Source organism: Glutamicibacter sp. Je.9.36 (assembly GCF_051129975.1).
Taxonomy (GTDB): Bacteria; Actinomycetota; Actinomycetes; order Actinomycetales; family Micrococcaceae; genus Glutamicibacter.
On sequence record NZ_JBCPSN010000006.1, the window covers coordinates 33,482 to 50,163 of the forward strand.

Annotated in this window: 14 protein-coding genes; 10 read left to right on the forward strand and 4 right to left on the reverse strand. The window is 61.1% G+C overall.

What is annotated here, in order from left to right; translation table 11 throughout:
• The first annotated feature begins 88 nt into the window (after positions 1 to 88).
• Positions 89 to 1,795, forward strand: coding sequence for a ribosomal protection-like ABC-F family protein (gene abc-f, locus AAZQ98_RS14490; RefSeq protein WP_434693253.1), 1,707 nt, complete (start codon positions 89 to 91; stop codon positions 1,793 to 1,795).
• Here abc-f and AAZQ98_RS14495 read toward each other — a convergent pair.
• Together AAZQ98_RS14495 and AAZQ98_RS14500 are read right to left on the reverse strand one after the other, a co-directional pair.
• A complete protein-coding gene (locus tag AAZQ98_RS14495; protein ID WP_434693255.1) occupies positions 1,788 to 3,194 on the reverse strand; it encodes an FAD-binding oxidoreductase in 1,407 nt (468 codons plus the stop codon). The genes abc-f and AAZQ98_RS14495 overlap by 8 nt on opposite strands.
• Positions 3,191 to 3,946 (reverse strand): SDR family oxidoreductase, encoded by a 756-nt coding sequence (locus tag AAZQ98_RS14500; RefSeq protein WP_434693257.1) that lies wholly within the window; start codon positions 3,944 to 3,946, stop codon positions 3,191 to 3,193. Before AAZQ98_RS14500 ends, AAZQ98_RS14495 begins: the two co-directional genes overlap by 4 nt.
• An 82-nt stretch (positions 3,947 to 4,028) precedes the next feature.
• Here AAZQ98_RS14500 and AAZQ98_RS14505 point away from each other — a divergent pair, with 82 nt between their 5' ends.
• The 4 genes from AAZQ98_RS14505 to AAZQ98_RS14520 all read left to right on the forward strand — a co-directional run bounded on the left by AAZQ98_RS14505 (position 4,029) and on the right by AAZQ98_RS14520 (position 8,366).
• Complete coding sequence (locus AAZQ98_RS14505) at positions 4,029 to 4,496, forward strand: MarR family winged helix-turn-helix transcriptional regulator (RefSeq protein WP_434693260.1); 468 nt, start codon at positions 4,029 to 4,031, stop codon at positions 4,494 to 4,496.
• 118 nt (positions 4,497 to 4,614) lie between these two features.
• Positions 4,615 to 5,556, forward strand: coding sequence for an NADP-dependent oxidoreductase (locus tag AAZQ98_RS14510; protein WP_434693262.1), 942 nt, complete (start codon positions 4,615 to 4,617; stop codon positions 5,554 to 5,556).
• A gap of 24 nt (positions 5,557 to 5,580) precedes the next feature.
• Positions 5,581 to 6,264, forward strand: coding sequence for an NADPH-dependent F420 reductase (locus AAZQ98_RS14515; protein ID WP_434693265.1), 684 nt, complete (start codon positions 5,581 to 5,583; stop codon positions 6,262 to 6,264).
• A 212-nt stretch (positions 6,265 to 6,476) separates the two neighbouring features.
• Positions 6,477 to 8,366, forward strand: a complete 1,890-nt coding sequence (locus AAZQ98_RS14520) for an FAD-binding monooxygenase (protein ID WP_332487301.1) — start codon at positions 6,477 to 6,479, stop codon at positions 8,364 to 8,366.
• A 237-nt stretch (positions 8,367 to 8,603) separates the two neighbouring features.
• Here the strand turns inward: AAZQ98_RS14520 and AAZQ98_RS14525 are convergent, their stop codons facing one another.
• The gene (locus tag AAZQ98_RS14525; RefSeq protein WP_434693268.1) at positions 8,604 to 8,966 is read right to left on the reverse strand and encodes a DUF488 domain-containing protein; all 363 of its coding nucleotides are present in this window, start codon (positions 8,964 to 8,966) and stop codon (positions 8,604 to 8,606) included.
• 267 nt (positions 8,967 to 9,233) lie between these two features.
• Between AAZQ98_RS14525 and AAZQ98_RS14530 the strand changes: the two genes are divergently transcribed.
• The 4 genes from AAZQ98_RS14530 (at position 9,234) to AAZQ98_RS14545 (ending at position 11,875) form a co-directional block, all read left to right on the forward strand.
• Positions 9,234 to 9,686, forward strand: coding sequence for an FHA domain-containing protein (locus AAZQ98_RS14530; protein ID WP_105659058.1), 453 nt, complete (start codon positions 9,234 to 9,236; stop codon positions 9,684 to 9,686).
• Between the two features lie 74 nt (positions 9,687 to 9,760).
• Complete coding sequence (gene ftsR, locus AAZQ98_RS14535; RefSeq protein WP_434693270.1) at positions 9,761 to 10,516, forward strand: transcriptional regulator FtsR; 756 nt, start codon at positions 9,761 to 9,763, stop codon at positions 10,514 to 10,516.
• Between the two features lie 40 nt (positions 10,517 to 10,556).
• Positions 10,557 to 11,039 (forward strand): bifunctional nuclease family protein, encoded by a 483-nt coding sequence (locus AAZQ98_RS14540; RefSeq protein WP_434693272.1) that lies wholly within the window; start codon positions 10,557 to 10,559, stop codon positions 11,037 to 11,039.
• A 242-nt stretch (positions 11,040 to 11,281) separates the two neighbouring features.
• Entirely contained in the window at positions 11,282 to 11,875 is a 594-nt protein-coding gene (locus tag AAZQ98_RS14545; RefSeq protein ID WP_105659060.1) for a MerR family transcriptional regulator, read from the forward strand.
• Positions 11,876 to 11,968: 93 nt separating this feature from the next.
• On the opposite strand, the gene AAZQ98_RS14550 is transcribed toward AAZQ98_RS14545, so the two are convergent.
• Positions 11,969 to 12,784 carry a ParA family protein gene (locus AAZQ98_RS14550; protein WP_105659072.1) on the reverse strand — a complete coding sequence of 272 codons (816 nt, stop codon included), beginning with the start codon at positions 12,782 to 12,784 and terminating at the stop codon, positions 11,969 to 11,971.
• A gap of 351 nt (positions 12,785 to 13,135) precedes the next feature.
• Between AAZQ98_RS14550 and AAZQ98_RS14555 the strand changes: the two genes are divergently transcribed.
• A complete protein-coding gene (locus AAZQ98_RS14555) occupies positions 13,136 to 16,588 on the forward strand; it encodes a pyruvate carboxylase (RefSeq protein ID WP_133834490.1) in 3,453 nt (1,150 codons plus the stop codon).
• Positions 16,589 to 16,682 lie beyond the last annotated feature (94 nt).

A 16,682-nucleotide genomic window follows, 5' to 3' on the forward strand; every position in this document is an offset into this window, starting at 1 on the left:
CTTCATTGCACCTTTGTGGTGCCCGCCAACCACCAGAACCGCACCGGCCCTGATTACTCGGCGAACCGGTGCTAGGCAGGAAACTCCCATGACCCAGTCCCAAAGTATCCACACGTCTTCCCAGCATCAGCGCGAAACCGAACCGGACTACGTATGCTCCCTACAAAATATCGCCGTCAGTTTCGGCGAACGGGATGTGCTGACCGGCATCGACCTTGCAATTTCCGGTACCGACCGCATCGCAGTGCTTGGCGATAACGGTTCGGGAAAATCCACGCTGATGCGCGTGATTGCAGGGAATCTCGAACCCGACCACGGGCAGCGGAAGATGAACGCACCCGGTGCCGTTGCCTACGCTGCGCAGAACCCGAGCTTCGCTGCGAACATGAGCGTGCAACAGGTGATCGATTCCTATCATCGGCGCTTCCGTGAACTGGAAGGCTTGATGCGCGTCGTCTCGGCCAAGCTCGAAGATGCTGCAGAACCTGTCGCCGAACGTTTGATGAAGCAGCTGCAGCAGGTTACCGACCTGTACGAGGCGGCCGACGGCTATTCGCTGGCTCCGCGCCTGGATAGCGCCTTGGAGCAGCTGGGCCTAGGAGATCTGGATCGCCAGCGCCTTGTGTCCCAACTATCCGGTGGGCAGCGATCCCGGCTGTCGCTGGCCTGTGTCCTGTGTTCGGGTGCGCAATTGCTCCTGCTCGATGAACCAACGAACGACCTGGACGAGGCGGCCATGAACTGGCTGGAGCGCACCCTGGACAAGCATCGCGGTGCGCTGGTGCTGATCAGCCATGACCGGATGTTCCTCAAGCGTTTTGCCCGATCCATCGTGGAGGTTGCCGACGGGTCGATCGCGAATTACGGCAATGGCTATGACGGTTATCTGCATGCCAAGGAGCAGGAGCGCATCGCGATCCGCGTCGCCTACGAAAATTGGGTGCAGGAGCTTGAGCGTTCACAGAACTTGGTTGATAAGTATGCTTCACGCGTCAGCGCCATTCCGCGCAAGCAGGAGAAATCCAGTTTCGGACATGGAAATTTCCGGGCCCGCGATTCCAGCCATGGGTCGACCGCCAAGATCCGCCAGGCAAAATCCCGAATCGAAGACCTCGAAACCCACCGGGCACCCGAGCCGGCTGCTGAGCTGTCCTTCTTGATGCCCGGCAGTACCCAGGACCAGGCTGGTGGCGAAACCCTGCTGCAGGTGATGAACGCCCGGCGCGGCTCGGATCCGAAACTGTCCACGCCACGCTTCGACATCAAGCTCGGCGAGCGCTGGCTGGTCACCGGCCCCAATGGTGCTGGCAAATCCACATTGCTCAAAATGCTCGCCGGAGAATTGGAATGCACCGAGGGGAAGATCGAGCGCGCTGCCAACTTGCACTGCGGTTGGCTCCGCCAGGAAGTCGGCATTTTTCCTGGCAGCACCCTGGTTGAAGCCTTCGCCGCGGCCACCGGCCAGTATGTCCAGGACGCCGGTGCGTCCCTGGCCCAGCTGGGCCTGTTTGCGCCGCAGGATTTCCTGCGGCACCCCATGGCGCTTTCGGTAGGCCAGCGCCGCCGCCTGGAACTGGCTATTGCGGTCAGCACCAAAGCGCAGATGCTGTTCCTGGACGAGCCGACGAACCATCTCTCACCGGCCTTGGTGGAGCAGCTGGAGTCAGCGCTGGCGGAATATCCGGGCACCGTGGTCACGGTCAGCCACGACCGGCGCTGGCAGCAGAAAATGCGCGAGCATTCGGTGGTGCATCGGCTCGGGGTGGAAGCAGGACGCGTCGAGCTGATCAGGTAGCGCTGGAGTTCTGGCTTCTCAAGTTCAGTCCGCCATCAAAGAGGTGCTGCGGGTCAGTTCTCTCGGACAGGGCCCGCAGCCGGGTTCCGGTCTGCCCAGGCCAGGCGAGCTCGGCAGCCGAACGGCGAACGTCCGAAGAGTAGGCGCCGTACGCGCCGGTGCCCAGAACCTGCAGGGCAGCGAACGACTGGTCCTGCTCGGCGATGCCCAACGGGTGGATCCAGGTAGCTGCCAGCACTTCTTGATGCCGCGACCCCCAGGCGGTGGCGTGGGCCGGAACCCGGGCTACGGCACCGCCCAAGGCCCGCAATTCGCCGACCAGGCTGGCCCGATGGGCCAATGACTGCGCCATGGCATCGCCCAACTGCTCATCCGCCTGATCGACCAGGACATCACGCATTTTGATGCGCTGCTGACCGGCATGCGGCGAATTCGGGGCTGGCACGATCATCGGATAAGGCACTGGCTCGGTGCGCGAATCGTGAAGTTGGGCCAGGCCCAGGGCCTCGCGCAAGACCGGCGCTGCCTGGTCCTGGGCATCGCCAGCCCAGACATTGCGCGCCTGAATTGCGTGCTGTCCATCGCCCAATGCCTGCACCATCAGGAAGCTTTCCAGATCGTCAAGCGACTGGCGCACCCACTGGCCCCAATCAGCGGTGAACTGCGGCAGCGAATCGGTCAGGTAGGTCAGTTGCTGGTGGATGATGCTGGCGTCGCCGGCGGCAGTTCGCAGATCGGTGGCCGTGAACTCGAAAGCGGTGACTACTCCGGCATGGGTCGCACCTCCGCGCACGGCCCAGAACAATTCGGGCTCATGATCAGTGTCTACCCAGCGGATCGTTCCGTCGGCGGTGACCAATTTGGCCCGCACCATGGAGTCCAGCGTCAGTCCCTGTGAACGGGCGAAGTAGCCGATGCCGCCAGCCGTGGCCAGGCCGCCGACGCCGGTGTCGCCAAAGTTGCCGCTGCTGATGACCAGGTCTTCGGCGGCTAGCTGTCCGGCAATTTGTCCCCACGTGGCTCCGGCGCCCACCCGGACCAGGCCAAGTTGCGGATCGAGCATTTCGAAGTGCCGCAGGGCGGAAAGATCCAGGATGATGCCCCCGGTATTCGTCGAGGTGCCTGCGATGCCGTGGCCCCCTGAACGGATGCTGAATTCAACGCGGGTTCCCGATTGCTCCCGGAGCCGCGCTGCATAGAGCACCGTTTCCTGCACGTCCTGTTCGGTCCGGGCCCTGATGATCAGGGCCGGTGCGCCAACAGACATGTAGCTGGACCGTTCCATGGCATAGCCTGCCCGATGCTCGGTGATCGCGCGTGCGGCCAGCGTGCCCGGGAGTCCGGGCCAGCCGTCGGGCAGCACCAGGTCGTGCGTTCGTGCTAGGCGGTTGGTGTTCATGCTGCCAGTTCCTTAATCAGCTGCGTTGCGGCCTGCGTGGTGCGAAGCGTGTAGTGCGCCGAGGGGCGGTCGGGCCGGGCGGCCAGGGCCCCGGTGATCGAGCCGAGTTCTTCGTTGGTGATCCATTGCGGATCAACCCATGGGCGTTCGCGGGTTGCCACTGGTCCGAGCTCGTGGGCGAAGACGCGGCGCTGGGTTCCGGCTTCGGCGCTGAGCACCCGATGCATCATCAAGAGTCCCGCTTGTTCCATGTTGATGATCGATGCACCGGGAACCGGGGTCGTAGCGCTCCCGCCAAGGACCAGATGGTAGCTGCCTGCAGGCGCCAGCAGGGGGAGCCAGACACGCACATTTGCGACATGGGCGGTGGACAGATCGAGGTTGAAGCGCTGCCATTCCGATTCGGTGACTTCCCACAGCGGCTTTCCCTGCCACCAGCCGCCGATAGCAGCGATCACATCGGTAACGTCCCCGAATTCGCCGGTGATGCGCTGGGCCATGTCGGTTGCTGCGGTGAAACTGGTGTACTCGCCCACGACCAATTCCAGATTCGCGGTGTCGATGTTCTCGAGACGGGCCAGCAGTTCCTTGCCGCGGTTTTCGGTGCGGGTAGGAATGATGACTTCGGCACCGGCGGCCAGCCAGGAACGGACGATGCCCTCGCCGACCCGGCCGGTTCCGCCGAGGATCACCACGCGGTGCGCGCTCAATGCCGGCTGTTTGGTGCCCAGTTTGCTGTCGATGGTGGTCATTTCGGTTCCATGCCTTTCATCCGTGTACTAGAATCAATTACTGTAACTACAGATACTTTGATCCTATTCCCGGGAGGCATCCATGAACACGGAATTGAACGATCGGCAGGAGATCTGGCGCGGCCTGCTCTACGGGCAGCGCTCGATGATGCTGCGGCTATCGGTTGAGCTCAAACGGGATTTCGGGTTGAACAGTGCGCAATTCGAGGCGCTGCTGTACCTCTGGGAGGCGAAGGCGAACCGCTTGCCAGCCACCCAGCTTTCCAATCAGCTGCTCTACAGTTCCGGCTCGGGGTCCCATCTGATCAGCAGGCTTGAGCAACTCCACCTGGTGCGCCGGGACCGTGATTCCCAGGATGCGCGCATGGTCGTGGTGACGCTGACCGAAGCGGGCCTTGATCTCATAAGCCGAGCCCGAGCCGCGCACATTGAATCGCTGGCAAAGGAATTCGACCCGCTGATCGGGGATGCCGAGGTCCAGGTACTGCTGGACTTCGCGCGCCGGCTCTCCCGTCATGAAAGTGTCGCCTCGCAGCCCTATTCCGGATAGCCGCACCGCATCCCGCTGGCCCAATGGATCCGGGCTAGCGGGAATATCCTTGCAAATATATCTGTTATTACAGATATATTTGCGGAAAGCACTTGAAAGCAACGAAGGAAGGAAAACCATGAAGCAGCATTATCGCGTCGCTGTGGCCAGGCAGTTCGGCGCCCCGGAAGTCATCAGCATCGAAAACCATCCAGTGCAGCCGCTGGCTGCGGGCGAGGTCCGCGTGGCGGTACGTGCCGCGGGCCAAAACCCCGTGGATGCCCGTCGCCGGGCCGGCAATTTCGGCGGCCAGGTGCCTCTGGTCTTTGGCACCGAATTCTCCGGCATTGTCCATGAGTCGAACGACCCGGATTGGGCCGCGGGGGATGAGGTGGTGGGCTGGGGTGCCGTCGGTGCCGACGCCGATCTGGTCGTCACCTCGGGGAACAAGCTGGCGGCTAAGCCCAAGGAACTGCCGTGGGCCGTGGCTGGCGGGCTCAGTGGTGCCGGACAGACCTCCCTGACAGCCCTTGCCGCACTGAACCTGCAACCAGGAGATGTGATTCTGGTGCACGCAGCGGCAGGTGGCGTAGGAAGCATGCTGGTTCAGCTCGCGATGCATCAAGGCCTGGTCGTCATTGGTACCGCCGGAACAGGCAACCAGGAATATCTGCGTCAGCTGGGGGTTCTTCCTGTCGTTTACGGACCGGGTCTCAGCGAGCGCGTGGCCCAGGCCGCGGGAGGCCGGGCTATTGCCGCGTCCATCGATTTAGCCGGAAGCATGGAAGCCGGCGACCTGGCCCGTGAACTGGCAAGCGGTGGAGCGCAGTGCATCACGCTGGTTCCCGAGACCTGGCAATCCCATGGCCTGCCACTGGTGAGCGTCCGAGCCAGCGCGCAACGGTTCGCAGAGCTGGTGCGCAGCTATCGGGATGGCGGCTTGCAACTGCAGGTGAACACCCTCGATTTCAACGATGTCGTGCAGGCCCATCGCCAGATGGATGCCAAGCATTCACGCGGAAAGCTCGTCTTGGAAATGAGCGATAACCCCTACCTCGCCAACAGCGGCGACGCGGCCTAGCTGCCGCTCAAGAAAGGCATGAACATGGCTTCAATAGCACTGATCGGACCGGGGCGGCACGGAACCGCCATCGCAGAACTCTTCGCCTCCCACGGGGTGAGCGTCGTGATCTACCACCACAATGCCGCCAAGGCGGAGGCAGCGGCGCAAAAGGTTCGACAGGCCGCGGTGGACGCGCAGGTGCAGGTGGCCGCGGACCTGGCCTCAGCTGTGGAAGGCCAAGAGGTCGTTGTCTTGGCCACGCTCTGGGACCAGCCGCAACGCAAGGTCCTGGCCGAGCTGGGCTCCAGGCTGGCAGGCAAGGTGCTGCTCGATGTTTCGAACCCCTTGGACGTGACACCAGCGGGCATTGTTCCGCGCTCGCCGGCCGAAGGCTCGGCAGGCCAATTCGTGGCTTCATTGCTGCCGCACGGTGCAGGGCATGCCAAGGCGTTTTCGAACTTGGCCACTGCGTTCATCCGCGAGGGAGCGGATCGGGAACCACCGGCGATCTTGCCATTTGCCGCGGACTGCGCTGCCACGGCCAGCATCATCCGCCCTTATCTGTCGGCTACCAAGTGGAAGCCGTGGCTGGTCGGAGATATCTCGTCCTCGCGCGACTTGGAGATTGGCGGGAAGTTCAACGCGGTGCACGGAGCCTATGGGCGTTCGCAACTTAATGAAGAGCAGATGCTGGAGTATGCCGGACCCGAGTGGGAGCATCGGTAGCAGCTGGCATCAGTGATGGGCCCCGGCGCGAGGTTATTGCGCCGGGGCTTCTGCCCATCTGCGGCTTAGGGGTGGCCGGCGCAGCGTGCGTGAACTTGTGCCTGAGCTCACAGATTGTATATGATTAGTGTGCGATAAAAGATCATGCAGTTCTAATATCGAACATTATATTTATTGACTGAGGTCATCACAGGGAATTGGGGGATGAAACGGTGCAGTTTCACCACAACGGATACATTTCAGCCGATCCACGAGTGCAGCCAGCGGCTGGCGTGGGCATAAACCGTCCCATGGAGATGCCCGATGTCATGGATGTGCTGATCGTCGGTGCCGGTCCCGCAGGCATCATCACCGCCGCCCAGCTTTCCCAGTTCCCTGATGTGCACACCCGCATCATCGATCGACGCCCCGGCCGCCTGGAAATCGGCCAGGCCGACGGGATCCAGTCACGCACGGTGGAGACGTTCCAGGCTTTCGGTTTTGCCGAGCGCATCACCGCCGAGGCCTACATCATCAAGGAAACCACCTTCTGGAACCCTGATCCGCAGAACCCGGATCAGATCATCCGCACCGACCGCACCGCCGATGATCCAACCGGCGTCAGCGAATTCCCGCACCTCGTGGTCAACCAGGCGCGCGTTATCGACTATTTCGCTGATTTCGCGGCGAACTCCCCAGCTCGCACCGTCCCGGACTACGGGTGGGACTTCAAGGAACTGGTCGTTGAAGACGGCGAAGAGTACCCGGTGAAGGTCACCCTGATCGGCTGCGGCGAGAGCAATGACGGCATTGAGCGTGTAGTGCGTGCCAAGTACGTGGTCGGTTCCGATGGGGCTAGAAGCAATGTCCGCCGCTCGATCGGCGCGAAGCTCTCCGGTGACAAGGCCAATCACGCTTGGGGCGTCATGGACACCCTGGGCCTGACCAACTTCCCGGATGTGCGCACCAAGTGCGCCATCCATTCCAAGGCTGGTTCGATCCTGCTGATTCCGCGCGAAGGCGGGCAGCTCTTCCGCCTCTACGTCGACCTGGGTGAAGTTCCGGAAGGGGATAACGGCAAGGTCCGCGAGACTCCGCTGGAAGAAATCATCGAGCGCGCCAAGGCGATTTTGAATCCCTATACCCTCGAGGTCAAGGACGTCGCGTGGCACAGCGTCTACGAAGTAGGCCACCGGCTGGCTGACCGCTTCGATGATGTGCCGGTTGAAGAGATCGGTACCCGCGAGCCGCGCGTGTTCATTACCGGCGATGCCTGCCACACCCACTCGGCCAAGGCCGGCCAAGGCATGAACGTATCCATGCAGGACGGGTTCAACCTGGCCTGGAAGATCGGCTATGTGCTCTCGGGCCAAGCTCCGGAAAGCCTGCTGCGCACCTACTCGGACGAGCGCAAGGTGATCGCCAAGGACCTGATCGACTTCGACAAGAAGTGGTCCTCCATCATGGCTGCTACTGCGAAGGAGCTTGAAGGCCAAGAAGGCGTTGCCGAGTTCTATGTACGCACGGCCGAATTCCCTGCCGGCTTCATGACCGAGTACGCGGCATCTGCGCTGGTCGCCGGCAAGGAGCACCAGGAGCTGGCCGCCGGATTCCCCGTGGGCAAGCGCTTCCGCTCTTCGGAAGTCATGCGCTTGGCCGATGCCAACCCAACGCACCTGGGCCACCACCATCGTGCCGACGGCCGCTACCGCATCTACGTCTTTGCTGATCAGCAGCCGGTGGGACAGTCCCAGAAAATTGCCGCTTTGTCGAGCTGGCTGCTGGAGAATGAGCGCTCGCCACTGGTTCGCTTCACGCCGAAGGGTGCCGACGCCGACGCGCTGTTCGATGTCAAGGTGGTCTACCAGCAGGACTACACCACGATGAACGTGAATGACGCGCCGAAGGTGTTCCGTCCGGACACCGGCGTATTCGGCCTGATGGATTACGAGAAGGTCTACACCGCATTGGACGGCTCGGACATCTTCGAGGAGCGCCAGATCTCCCGCGATGGCGCGATCGTGATCGTCCGTCCGGATATGTATGTTGCCAGCATCCTGCCCTTGGATGCGGCCAACGAGCTGGCCCGTTTCTTCGAGCCGATCCTGCTGGAGCAGAACTAGGTAGCGCCCTCGCTCCACACATCACCGATGGCACCGCGAGTATCTCGCGGTGCCATCGGTTTCCCTGCGCAGGGCGTCGCGTGGAAGTGCGGAATATTTTTCGGCGCAACGCGGTTGAACCACCAAGGGACAGGACTTCGATGAAAGGTGCCACGGTGAGCCAGGAATTCAGCTTTGACCTTCAGCAGGTGGTCGATTCGGATATGGTGTGTGCCGACGGCGTGTGCTTCGTGCCGCCTACGGACCAGAGAGCTGATCGAGCAGATAGTCACGCAACACCACAGCATGATTAGCCTGCTCATTTTTTGCTCCGTAGACCAAAGTGACCACGGGATGCTGGTCCAGTACTTCCAGGAAGCCATCGACAGCAGGGTTCTGATCTAGCTCTGTGCGATAGTGCTGCGCAAATTCGCCAAAGCGGTCGGCATCGTGATCCCAGCCTTTGCGAAGCCCGGTGCTCGGTGCCAAGGCCTTGGCCCAGTGATCCAGCTGAAGGGCAGCCTTGCTCTTCCCGCGCGGCCAGAGCCTGTCAACCAGGATCCTGTAGCCGTCCTCGACGCTGGGCGCGGTGTACGCGCGTTTGAGAAGTATCTTCGTCATGATTCACCTGAAAGTTCCTGATTTCTCCTTGCATCGCCTCCATCTGTGGGAAAGGATCGAAGTGCAGGCGCTGCCAAGGCATCATCGTCTCTCTTTGCATCTTGCCACACTGGCAATCCCTTGCAGCGGAAAATATGTACTTTTCTGTTATCAGTTGGGCAGTGAGTAGGCTAATCTGTAAATAGTTTGGTATTACTGACTGTGCCAACACAGAACTCAAGGTCGTCACGCACGAACTGTTAACAGAATTTTCTGGAGGACCCCATAATGTCGGAACATCGGCCGGTTGACCCGCACAACGAGTCTGCCTCTGAGACGACCAATATCGCTCTTCCTGCGGTGCACAAGGGTGCTGAACCTTCGGTCATCTACACCCTGAGTGAGGATGAGAAAAACGCAGTTAACGCCCTGCCAGCTGGTTCTGCGCTGCTGATTGCCCATTCCGGACCAAACAAGGGCGCACGCTTCTTGCTGGACACCGACGAGAGCATCGCAGGCCGCCATCCAAACGCGGATATCTTCCTGGACGATGTGACCGTTTCGCGTCGGCATGCCAAGTTCTCCCGAACGGACGCGAGGTTCACGCTCAGCGACATCGGATCGCTGAATGGTACCTACATCAACGGCGACCGTATCGACGAGATCCCGTTGAGCACTGGTGTTCAGGTTCAGATCGGCAAATTCCGCCTGAATTTCTACCAAAGCGTTCCGAACCTTTAAACTAGTAGAGTTCGAGGTTTTGTCCGCCGGCGTCTGGCACGCCGACATATCCATACATCCGAGGTGTAGACCCTTTGCCGATCTTTGACGCAGCCCGTAGCCCACGTCTCGAGGCTCAACGCCACGAGACCGTCCGGCAGGCCGCGCTGAATATCGGCGAGGTGCTCTCGGAACTCAAGGATGAGTTCCCACGTGTCACTGCGTCCAAGATCCGCTTCCTGGAAGACAAGGGACTGATCATCCCGCAACGCACCTCCGCTGGATATCGAAAGTACTCCGCGTCGGATGTGAGCCGCTTGCGTTTCATCCTTTCGGTTCAGCGCGACCAGTACCTGCCGTTGAAGGTCATCAAGGACCATCTCGACTCGGTGGATCGCGGTGAAGCGCCAGCAGCATTGCCTGGGGGAGCCCCGGTGGCGCCACAGGCGGTCAACGATGACATGGCTGAGGCCGTGGAGCGCAAGACCCGTTCGGTGTCCTTGGCTGAACTGCAGGGGCTGACCGGTGCCAGCGAGGAGCTCGTTGGCGAATTGATAAAGTTCGGCTTGATCGAACCGGTTGCTGGCCTGTTCGACGCCAGCAGCATCAAGGTCACCAAATCGGCCGTTCAGCTGGCGGGCCATGGCGTTGAACCTCGCCACCTGCGGCAGTTCCGTACCGCGGCTGATCGCGAGTTCTCGCTGATTGAATCGATTGTCGGCAACGAACTGAAGAAGCCTGAAGTCTCCGCTCGTGCCCGCGCTGCGGAAGAGGCCCAGGAAATCTCGCGCCAGTGCCTGGAAATTCACGAGGCCCTGGTGCAACGTGCTATTTCCCAACTGGATCGCTAGGCTGAATTCGAACAGGCAACAACAACTCTAAGGGGCTAGCATGCTGGAACTGGAGTTTGCCGGAATCCGTATTCAACTGCCGGCGAATCAGCCGCTGTTGCTGCTCAAATACCCTGAGCGTAATCTCTACCTTCCGCTGTGGATAGGTGCGCCCGAAGCCTCGGCCATCGCAATGTCTGAACAAGGACTCACTCCGCCTCGGCCGATGACCCATGATCTGCTGCTCAGCGTCATCGAAAGCATGGGTGTGAAGCTTGAGCGGATCGAAATAGTCTCGGTGAACAATGCCGTGTTCGTCGCGGAGCTTGTCCTTTCCAACGGCAAACGCGTAGATTCCCGTTCCTCGGATGCCGTCGCCCTCGCCGTGCGCGCCCAGTGCCCGATCATGTGCGCCGAGCACGTCCTGGAAGAAGCTGGCGTGGCCATCGAGAATGAGACTGGCGGCGAAGAAGCACCCGAAGAGCAGTTGCGCGAATTCCGTGAATTCTTGGACAATATTGATCCAGAAGATTTTTCTTCGTAGATATCGCGCGTTTGGTTTCAGTGGAATATTGGCCTTGAATTGGGTAATTCCCCAAGCCTGCGCGACACGCCTTAAAGTTAAGCTTGAAGGTCTTTGACCATTAGTCGATATCGCCGTACCGTCTTTGCATAGGGACATTTAAAAAGAGCTGTTTTTTGATGGTCATCACTCGCATCTGCGCGGTTCTCATTCGGTCCCTGGATACTCGTTTAGGAACGTGCTGACACGCAAGGAGCAATTGGATGGAGTCTCGCCAGACTGGGCCTCACTATGGGGTCGACGGTGGCAACAAGCAATCCAGCACCCAAGGATTGCTCTTCACCGATGACCTGCCTGAGCTGGATGAACATGCCGGCTACCGCGGTCCAATTGTGTGCAAGGCAGCCGGCATTACCTACCGCCAACTCGACTACTGGGCACGTACTGGCCTGGTAGAGCCGGCAGTGCGCGGAGCCAAGGGCTCCGGCAGCCACCGCCTCTATTCATTCCGGGATATCCTCGTGCTCAAGGTTGTCAAGCGGCTGCTGGACACCGGAGTATCCCTGCAGCAGATCCGTTCGGCCGTTTTGCACCTGCGTGAACGCGGTGTTGAGGACCTTGCCCAGATCACGTTGATGAGCGATGGAGCTTCGGTCTACGAATGCACCAGCGCCGATGAGGTCATTGACCTTGTCCAGAAGGGCCAGGGCGTATTCGGCATCGCCGTAGGCCGTGTTTGGCGCGAAGTGGAAGGTTCCCTTGCCCAGCTGCCTTCAGAGAGCTCGGTGCAGCAGACCCTGCCAGAAGATGAATTGGCTGCCCGTCGGGCTGCCAAGGCGGCGCGCAACGTCGGCTAGGGCCGGCAGATAATTCAACAGCTTAAGCAATTGACCGGATCTTCTTTCAAGGAAGATCCGGTCAATTGCTTAAGCTGCTATCCGTATCCGGGCCTAGGTGTTGTTCGGGCCTGCTGCGGACATGACTTCCTTGAGCAACGCGTCGAACTGCGCCAGCATCGGAGCGGTAGCTTTGGAAGGCCACTGGTGCACCGAGTACGCGGCACCTTGGATCTGCTGCCATTCCGGGTGTTCGGGAATCTCGGGCTTGACCATGGAGTCGCCGAACATCTGGCGCATTTCGCCCAAACGGAAGGTATGCTCCGCGGAGTCCTTGCGGACGCGGTTGGCGACAACGCGTACCGGTCCCAGGGAGGGAGCGAATTCACGGCGGAAGAGTTCCAATGCGCGCTGGGTGCGCTCGGTGCCGGCCACGGAGAACAGGCTGGGTTCTGCCACTAGCACGAGCTGATCCGAAGCGCTCCATGCCATGCGGGTCAAGCCGTTCAGCGATGGCGGGCAGTCGATGAGAACCAACTGGTAACCGCTGGTGCGGCTCAGGAGCTGGGAGAGGCGGCGCAGGTCGCGGGTCCGCAGATCTGGTCGATCGTAGATGCCGGTGAAAGCGTCGCCAACGGCAACATCGAGCACTGGAATGCGGGTACGGGATTTCTTCTCTGCTGCCTTGGACTGCCAAGCGCTGGCGACAACCTGATCTTGCAGGCGGGCGCGGCGAGCGTTCTTGAGCATTTGCCCAATTGGCTGCTTCCCATTAGCCCGGACTCCAAGGCCAGTGCTGGCATCCGCATGGGGATCCAGGTCAATGACGAGAGTCGGAATGCCGGCGGCAAGTGCTGCTGAAGCCAATCCGAGTGTCACGGAGGTTTTTCCTACGCCACCCTTGAGGCTGCTGATGCTCACTACGTGCACGGACCAGACCACGCCTTTCACTGTTCGTTAGTTTAAACGTCCCACCGAATTTTTAGTCTCTCATCATCATAGTGTGCCGAGCCGTGTTTCTCCGACTTTGCAACGTCAGTTTTTGCCATTAGGCACAAGTTAGTGATTAAAACTTCAAAGATCCAATTATTTCATGTGGTCTGACCACAAGGCGAAATGTTTGGACGTTCGGGAGAATCCCCGTGTAGTGTGTTTCACAGAAGTGGCAAATGCTAGCTGCTTTTCGAGACCCGACACGCTGGGATGGCGGGCCTGCACCTGAGGGGAACAGTCCTGATTGTGCCGTTGAACCAGCGTGTACAGATTCGATGTAGGGACACTATGTTTGAAAAGATCTTGGTCGCCAACCGCGGTGAGATTGCGATTCGCGCTTTCCGCGCCGGCTACGAGCTGGGCGCAAAGACCGTTGCTGTCTACCCACATGAGGATCGCAATTCGATCCACCGCCAGAAGGCCGCAGAGGCCTACCAGATCGGCGAAGAGGGCCATCCGGTCCGCGCCTACCTGGATATCGACGAGATTATCCGCGTTGCCAAAGAAGCCGGCGCGGATGCAATCTACCCGGGCTATGGCTTCCTCTCGGAAAATCCTGACCTCGCACGAGCTGCCGAAGCAGCAGGCATCAAGTTCATCGGTCCAAAGGCGGACGTACTTGAACTGGCCGGCAATAAGGTAGCGGCGCTGAAGGCCGCTCGCGAGGCAGGCATTCCGGTACTGGAATCCTCCGAGCCAAGCGATGATGTTGATTACCTGATTGCCGAGGCCGATCGCATCGGCTTCCCGATCTTCGTCAAGGCTGTAGCCGGCGGCGGCGGTCGCGGCATGCGCCGTGTCGACAAGCGCGAAGACCTGCCGGAGCTGATGGGCGCGGCAATGCGCGAAGCAGGCACCGCCTTCGGGGACCCCACCGTTTTCCTGGAACAAGCAGTGCTGCGTCCGCGCCACATCGAGGTGCAGATCCTCGCCGACGAGCAGGGCAACATTGTCCACTTGCATGAGCGCGACTGCTCGCTGCAGCGCCGCCACCAGAAGGTTGTCGAAATCGCTCCAGCGCCGAACCTGGACGAATCGATTCGCCAGGCGCTGTTCCGGGACGCCGTGAAGTTCGCGCAGACCCTGGGCTACCAGAACGCAGGCACCGTCGAATTCCTCGTTGATACCGTGGGCGACCGCGCCGGGCAGCACGTATTCATTGAAATGAACCCGCGCATCCAGGTTGAGCACACGGTGACCGAAGAGGTTACCGACATCGACCTGGTGCAGGCGCAGATGCGCATCGCTGCTGGCGAGTCGCTGAAGGATCTGGAAATCAGCCAGGACACCATCCAGGTGCGTGGCTGGGCCTTGCAGTCCCGCATCACCACCGAAGATCCAGCCAATGGCTTCCGTCCGGATGTTGGAACCATTACCGTCTACCGCTCCGCCGGCGGCTCGGGTGTCCGCCTGGATGGCGGCACGATCTACACCGGCGCCGAGGTGTCCCCGCACTTCGACTCGATGCTGGTCAAGCTCACTTGCCGTGGCCGTGACTACCAGACGGCTGTGGCTCGCGCCCGCCGTGCGCTGGCCGAGTTCCGCGTGCGCGGTGTGGCCACCAACATCCCGTTCATCCAGAATGTGCTCAGTGATCCGCAGTTCCTGGCCGGTGATGTCGCTACCGACTTCATCGACTCCCGCCCGGATCTGCTCACCGGCAATGAATCCCAGGACCGCGGTACCAAGGCGCTGAACTTCCTGGCCCATGTCACGGTGAACCAGCCAAATGGCAGCCGTGTCGAGGGCATCGACCCGCGCAAGAAGCTTCCTGCTTTCCCGGGTGACAAGACCGACGAGCCAGAGCGTTCGCCATTCGATGGCCCCTCCAAGTCCGCCGTGCCGGCCGATGGCTGGCGCCAGAAGCTGCTGGATCTCGGTCCGGAAGGATTCGCCAAGGCCCTGCGCGAGTCGAAGGCGGTGGGTATCACCGATACCACCTTCCGCGATGCGCACCAGTCGCTGCTGGCCACCCGCGTCCGCACCCGCGACCTGCTCGCGGCAGCACCGGCCTACGCGCACAACGTCCCGCAGCTGTTCTCCATGGAAGTCTGGGGCGGTGCCACCTACGATGTGTCCCTGCGATTCCTGGGCGAAGATCCCTGGAAGCGCCTGGAGCTGCTGCGTGCGGAGCTGCCGAACATCCCGTTGCAGATGCTGCTGCGCGGCCGCAACACCGTGGGCTACACTCCATACCCAACCGAGGTCACCGACGCTTTCGTGAAGGAAGCCGCGTCCGCCGGCATCGACATCTTCCGCATCTTCGATGCGCTGAACGATGTTTCGCAGATGGCTCCGGCCATCAAGGCGGTACGCGACACCGGCACCGCTGTCGCCGAAGTGGCCCTGTGCTACACCGGCAACCTGCTGGATGCCAACGAGAAGCTGTACACGCTGGACTACTACCTGGAGCTGGCACAGCAGATCGTCGACGCTGGCGCGCATATCCTTGCAATCAAGGACATGGCCGGCCTGCTGCGCCCAGCGGCAGCAACCAAGCTGGTCACGGCCCTGCGCGAACGCTTCGATCTGCCGGTGCACCTGCACACCCACGACACCTCCGGCGGGCAGCTGGCGACGTTGATGGCTGCCATCGACGCCGGTGTGGACGCCGTCGACGTGGCCAGCGCGGCCATGGCGGGCACCACCTCGCAGCCATCGGCCTCTGCACTGGTCGCAGCACTGGAATTCACCGAGCGTGATCCCGGCCTGTCACTGGATGCCGTGGCGTCGCTGGAACCGTACTGGGAAGCAGTGCGCGCCATGTACAAGCCCTTCGAATCCGGACTGCCAGCGCCAACCGGCCGTGTCTACCAGCACGAGATTCCGGGCGGCCAGCTTTCGAACCTGCGCCAGCAGGCCATTGCCTTGGGCCTGGGCGAGCGTTTCGAAGCCATCGAGTCGATGTACGCCTCGGTCAACGATATGCTCGGCAATGTGGTCAAGGTGACTCCATCGTCCAAGGTCGTCGGCGACCTGGCCTTGCAGCTGGTGGGTTCCGGAGTCCCAGCCGCGGACTTCGAAGCGAACCCGCAGAACTACGACATCCCGGATTCGGTCATCCAGTTCCTCTCGGGCGAGCTGGGCAACCCTCCAGGCGGCTGGCCGGAACCGTTCCGCACCAAGGCGTTGCAGGGACGCAATGTCAAGGCCCATGTCGAGGACCTCTCGGCAGAGGACCTGGCAGCGCTGCAGGCGGATTCGGACACGATTCGCGGTACCCTGAACCGGTTGCTCTTCGCTGGCCCAACCCGTGACTTCGAGAAGTCGGTGGAGAACTACGGCGATTTGTCCGTCCTGCACACCCGCGACTACCTCTACGGCCTGGTTCCAGGCTTCGAGCATGTCATTTCGCTGGGTACCGGTGTTCGCCTTCTGGTCAGGCTGGTATCGGTATCGGAAGCCGACGAGAAGGGCCTGCGCACCGTCGTGGTCAACCTCAACGGCCAGTCCCGCCAGCTCAAGGTCCGCGACGAATCGGTAGAATCCACCGTGAAGTCCGCGCCGAAGGCCGATCCGAACAACAACGGCCACGTCGCTGCACCCTTCGCGGGAGCGGTGACTGTGAACGTCAAGGTCGGCGACCTGATCGAGGCCGGCCAGTCCGTGGCCACCATCGAGGCAATGAAGATGGAAGCGGGCATCACCGCCAACGCGGGCGGCGTGGTCAGCCAGGTAACCCTGAATGGCACCAGCCAGGTACAGGGTGGCGATCTGCTGCTGGTGATCGAACCCAAGTAGCATCCGCAGTACCCAGAGCACAGGGGGCTCGTGACCAAGGTTGCGGGCCCCTGCGCTCTGCCAACTAATCGTGCTAACCACAAAGCAGAAGGAG

Excerpts from the sequence above, each read along its gene's own strand:
- AAZQ98_RS14555 (WP_133834490.1), top strand. The coding sequence starts at position 13,136 with ATGTTTGAAAAGATCTTGGTCGCCAACCGCGGTGAGATTGCGATTCGC.
- AAZQ98_RS14510 (WP_434693262.1), top strand. The coding sequence starts at position 4,615 with ATGAAGCAGCATTATCGCGTCGCTGTGGCCAGGCAGTTCGGCGCCCCG.
- AAZQ98_RS14530 (WP_105659058.1), top strand. The coding sequence starts at position 9,234 with ATGTCGGAACATCGGCCGGTTGACCCGCACAACGAGTCTGCCTCTGAG.
- abc-f (WP_434693253.1), top strand. The coding sequence starts at position 89 with ATGACCCAGTCCCAAAGTATCCACACGTCTTCCCAGCATCAGCGCGAA.
- AAZQ98_RS14525 (WP_434693268.1), bottom strand. The coding sequence starts at position 8,966 with ATGACGAAGATACTTCTCAAACGCGCGTACACCGCGCCCAGCGTCGAG.
- AAZQ98_RS14505 (WP_434693260.1), top strand. The coding sequence starts at position 4,029 with ATGAACACGGAATTGAACGATCGGCAGGAGATCTGGCGCGGCCTGCTC.
- AAZQ98_RS14540 (WP_434693272.1), top strand. The coding sequence starts at position 10,557 with ATGCTGGAACTGGAGTTTGCCGGAATCCGTATTCAACTGCCGGCGAAT.
- AAZQ98_RS14515 (WP_434693265.1), top strand. The coding sequence starts at position 5,581 with ATGGCTTCAATAGCACTGATCGGACCGGGGCGGCACGGAACCGCCATC.
- AAZQ98_RS14500 (WP_434693257.1), bottom strand. The coding sequence starts at position 3,946 with ATGACCACCATCGACAGCAAACTGGGCACCAAACAGCCGGCATTGAGC.
- AAZQ98_RS14495 (WP_434693255.1), bottom strand. The coding sequence starts at position 3,194 with ATGAACACCAACCGCCTAGCACGAACGCACGACCTGGTGCTGCCCGAC.
- AAZQ98_RS14545 (WP_105659060.1), top strand. The coding sequence starts at position 11,282 with ATGGAGTCTCGCCAGACTGGGCCTCACTATGGGGTCGACGGTGGCAAC.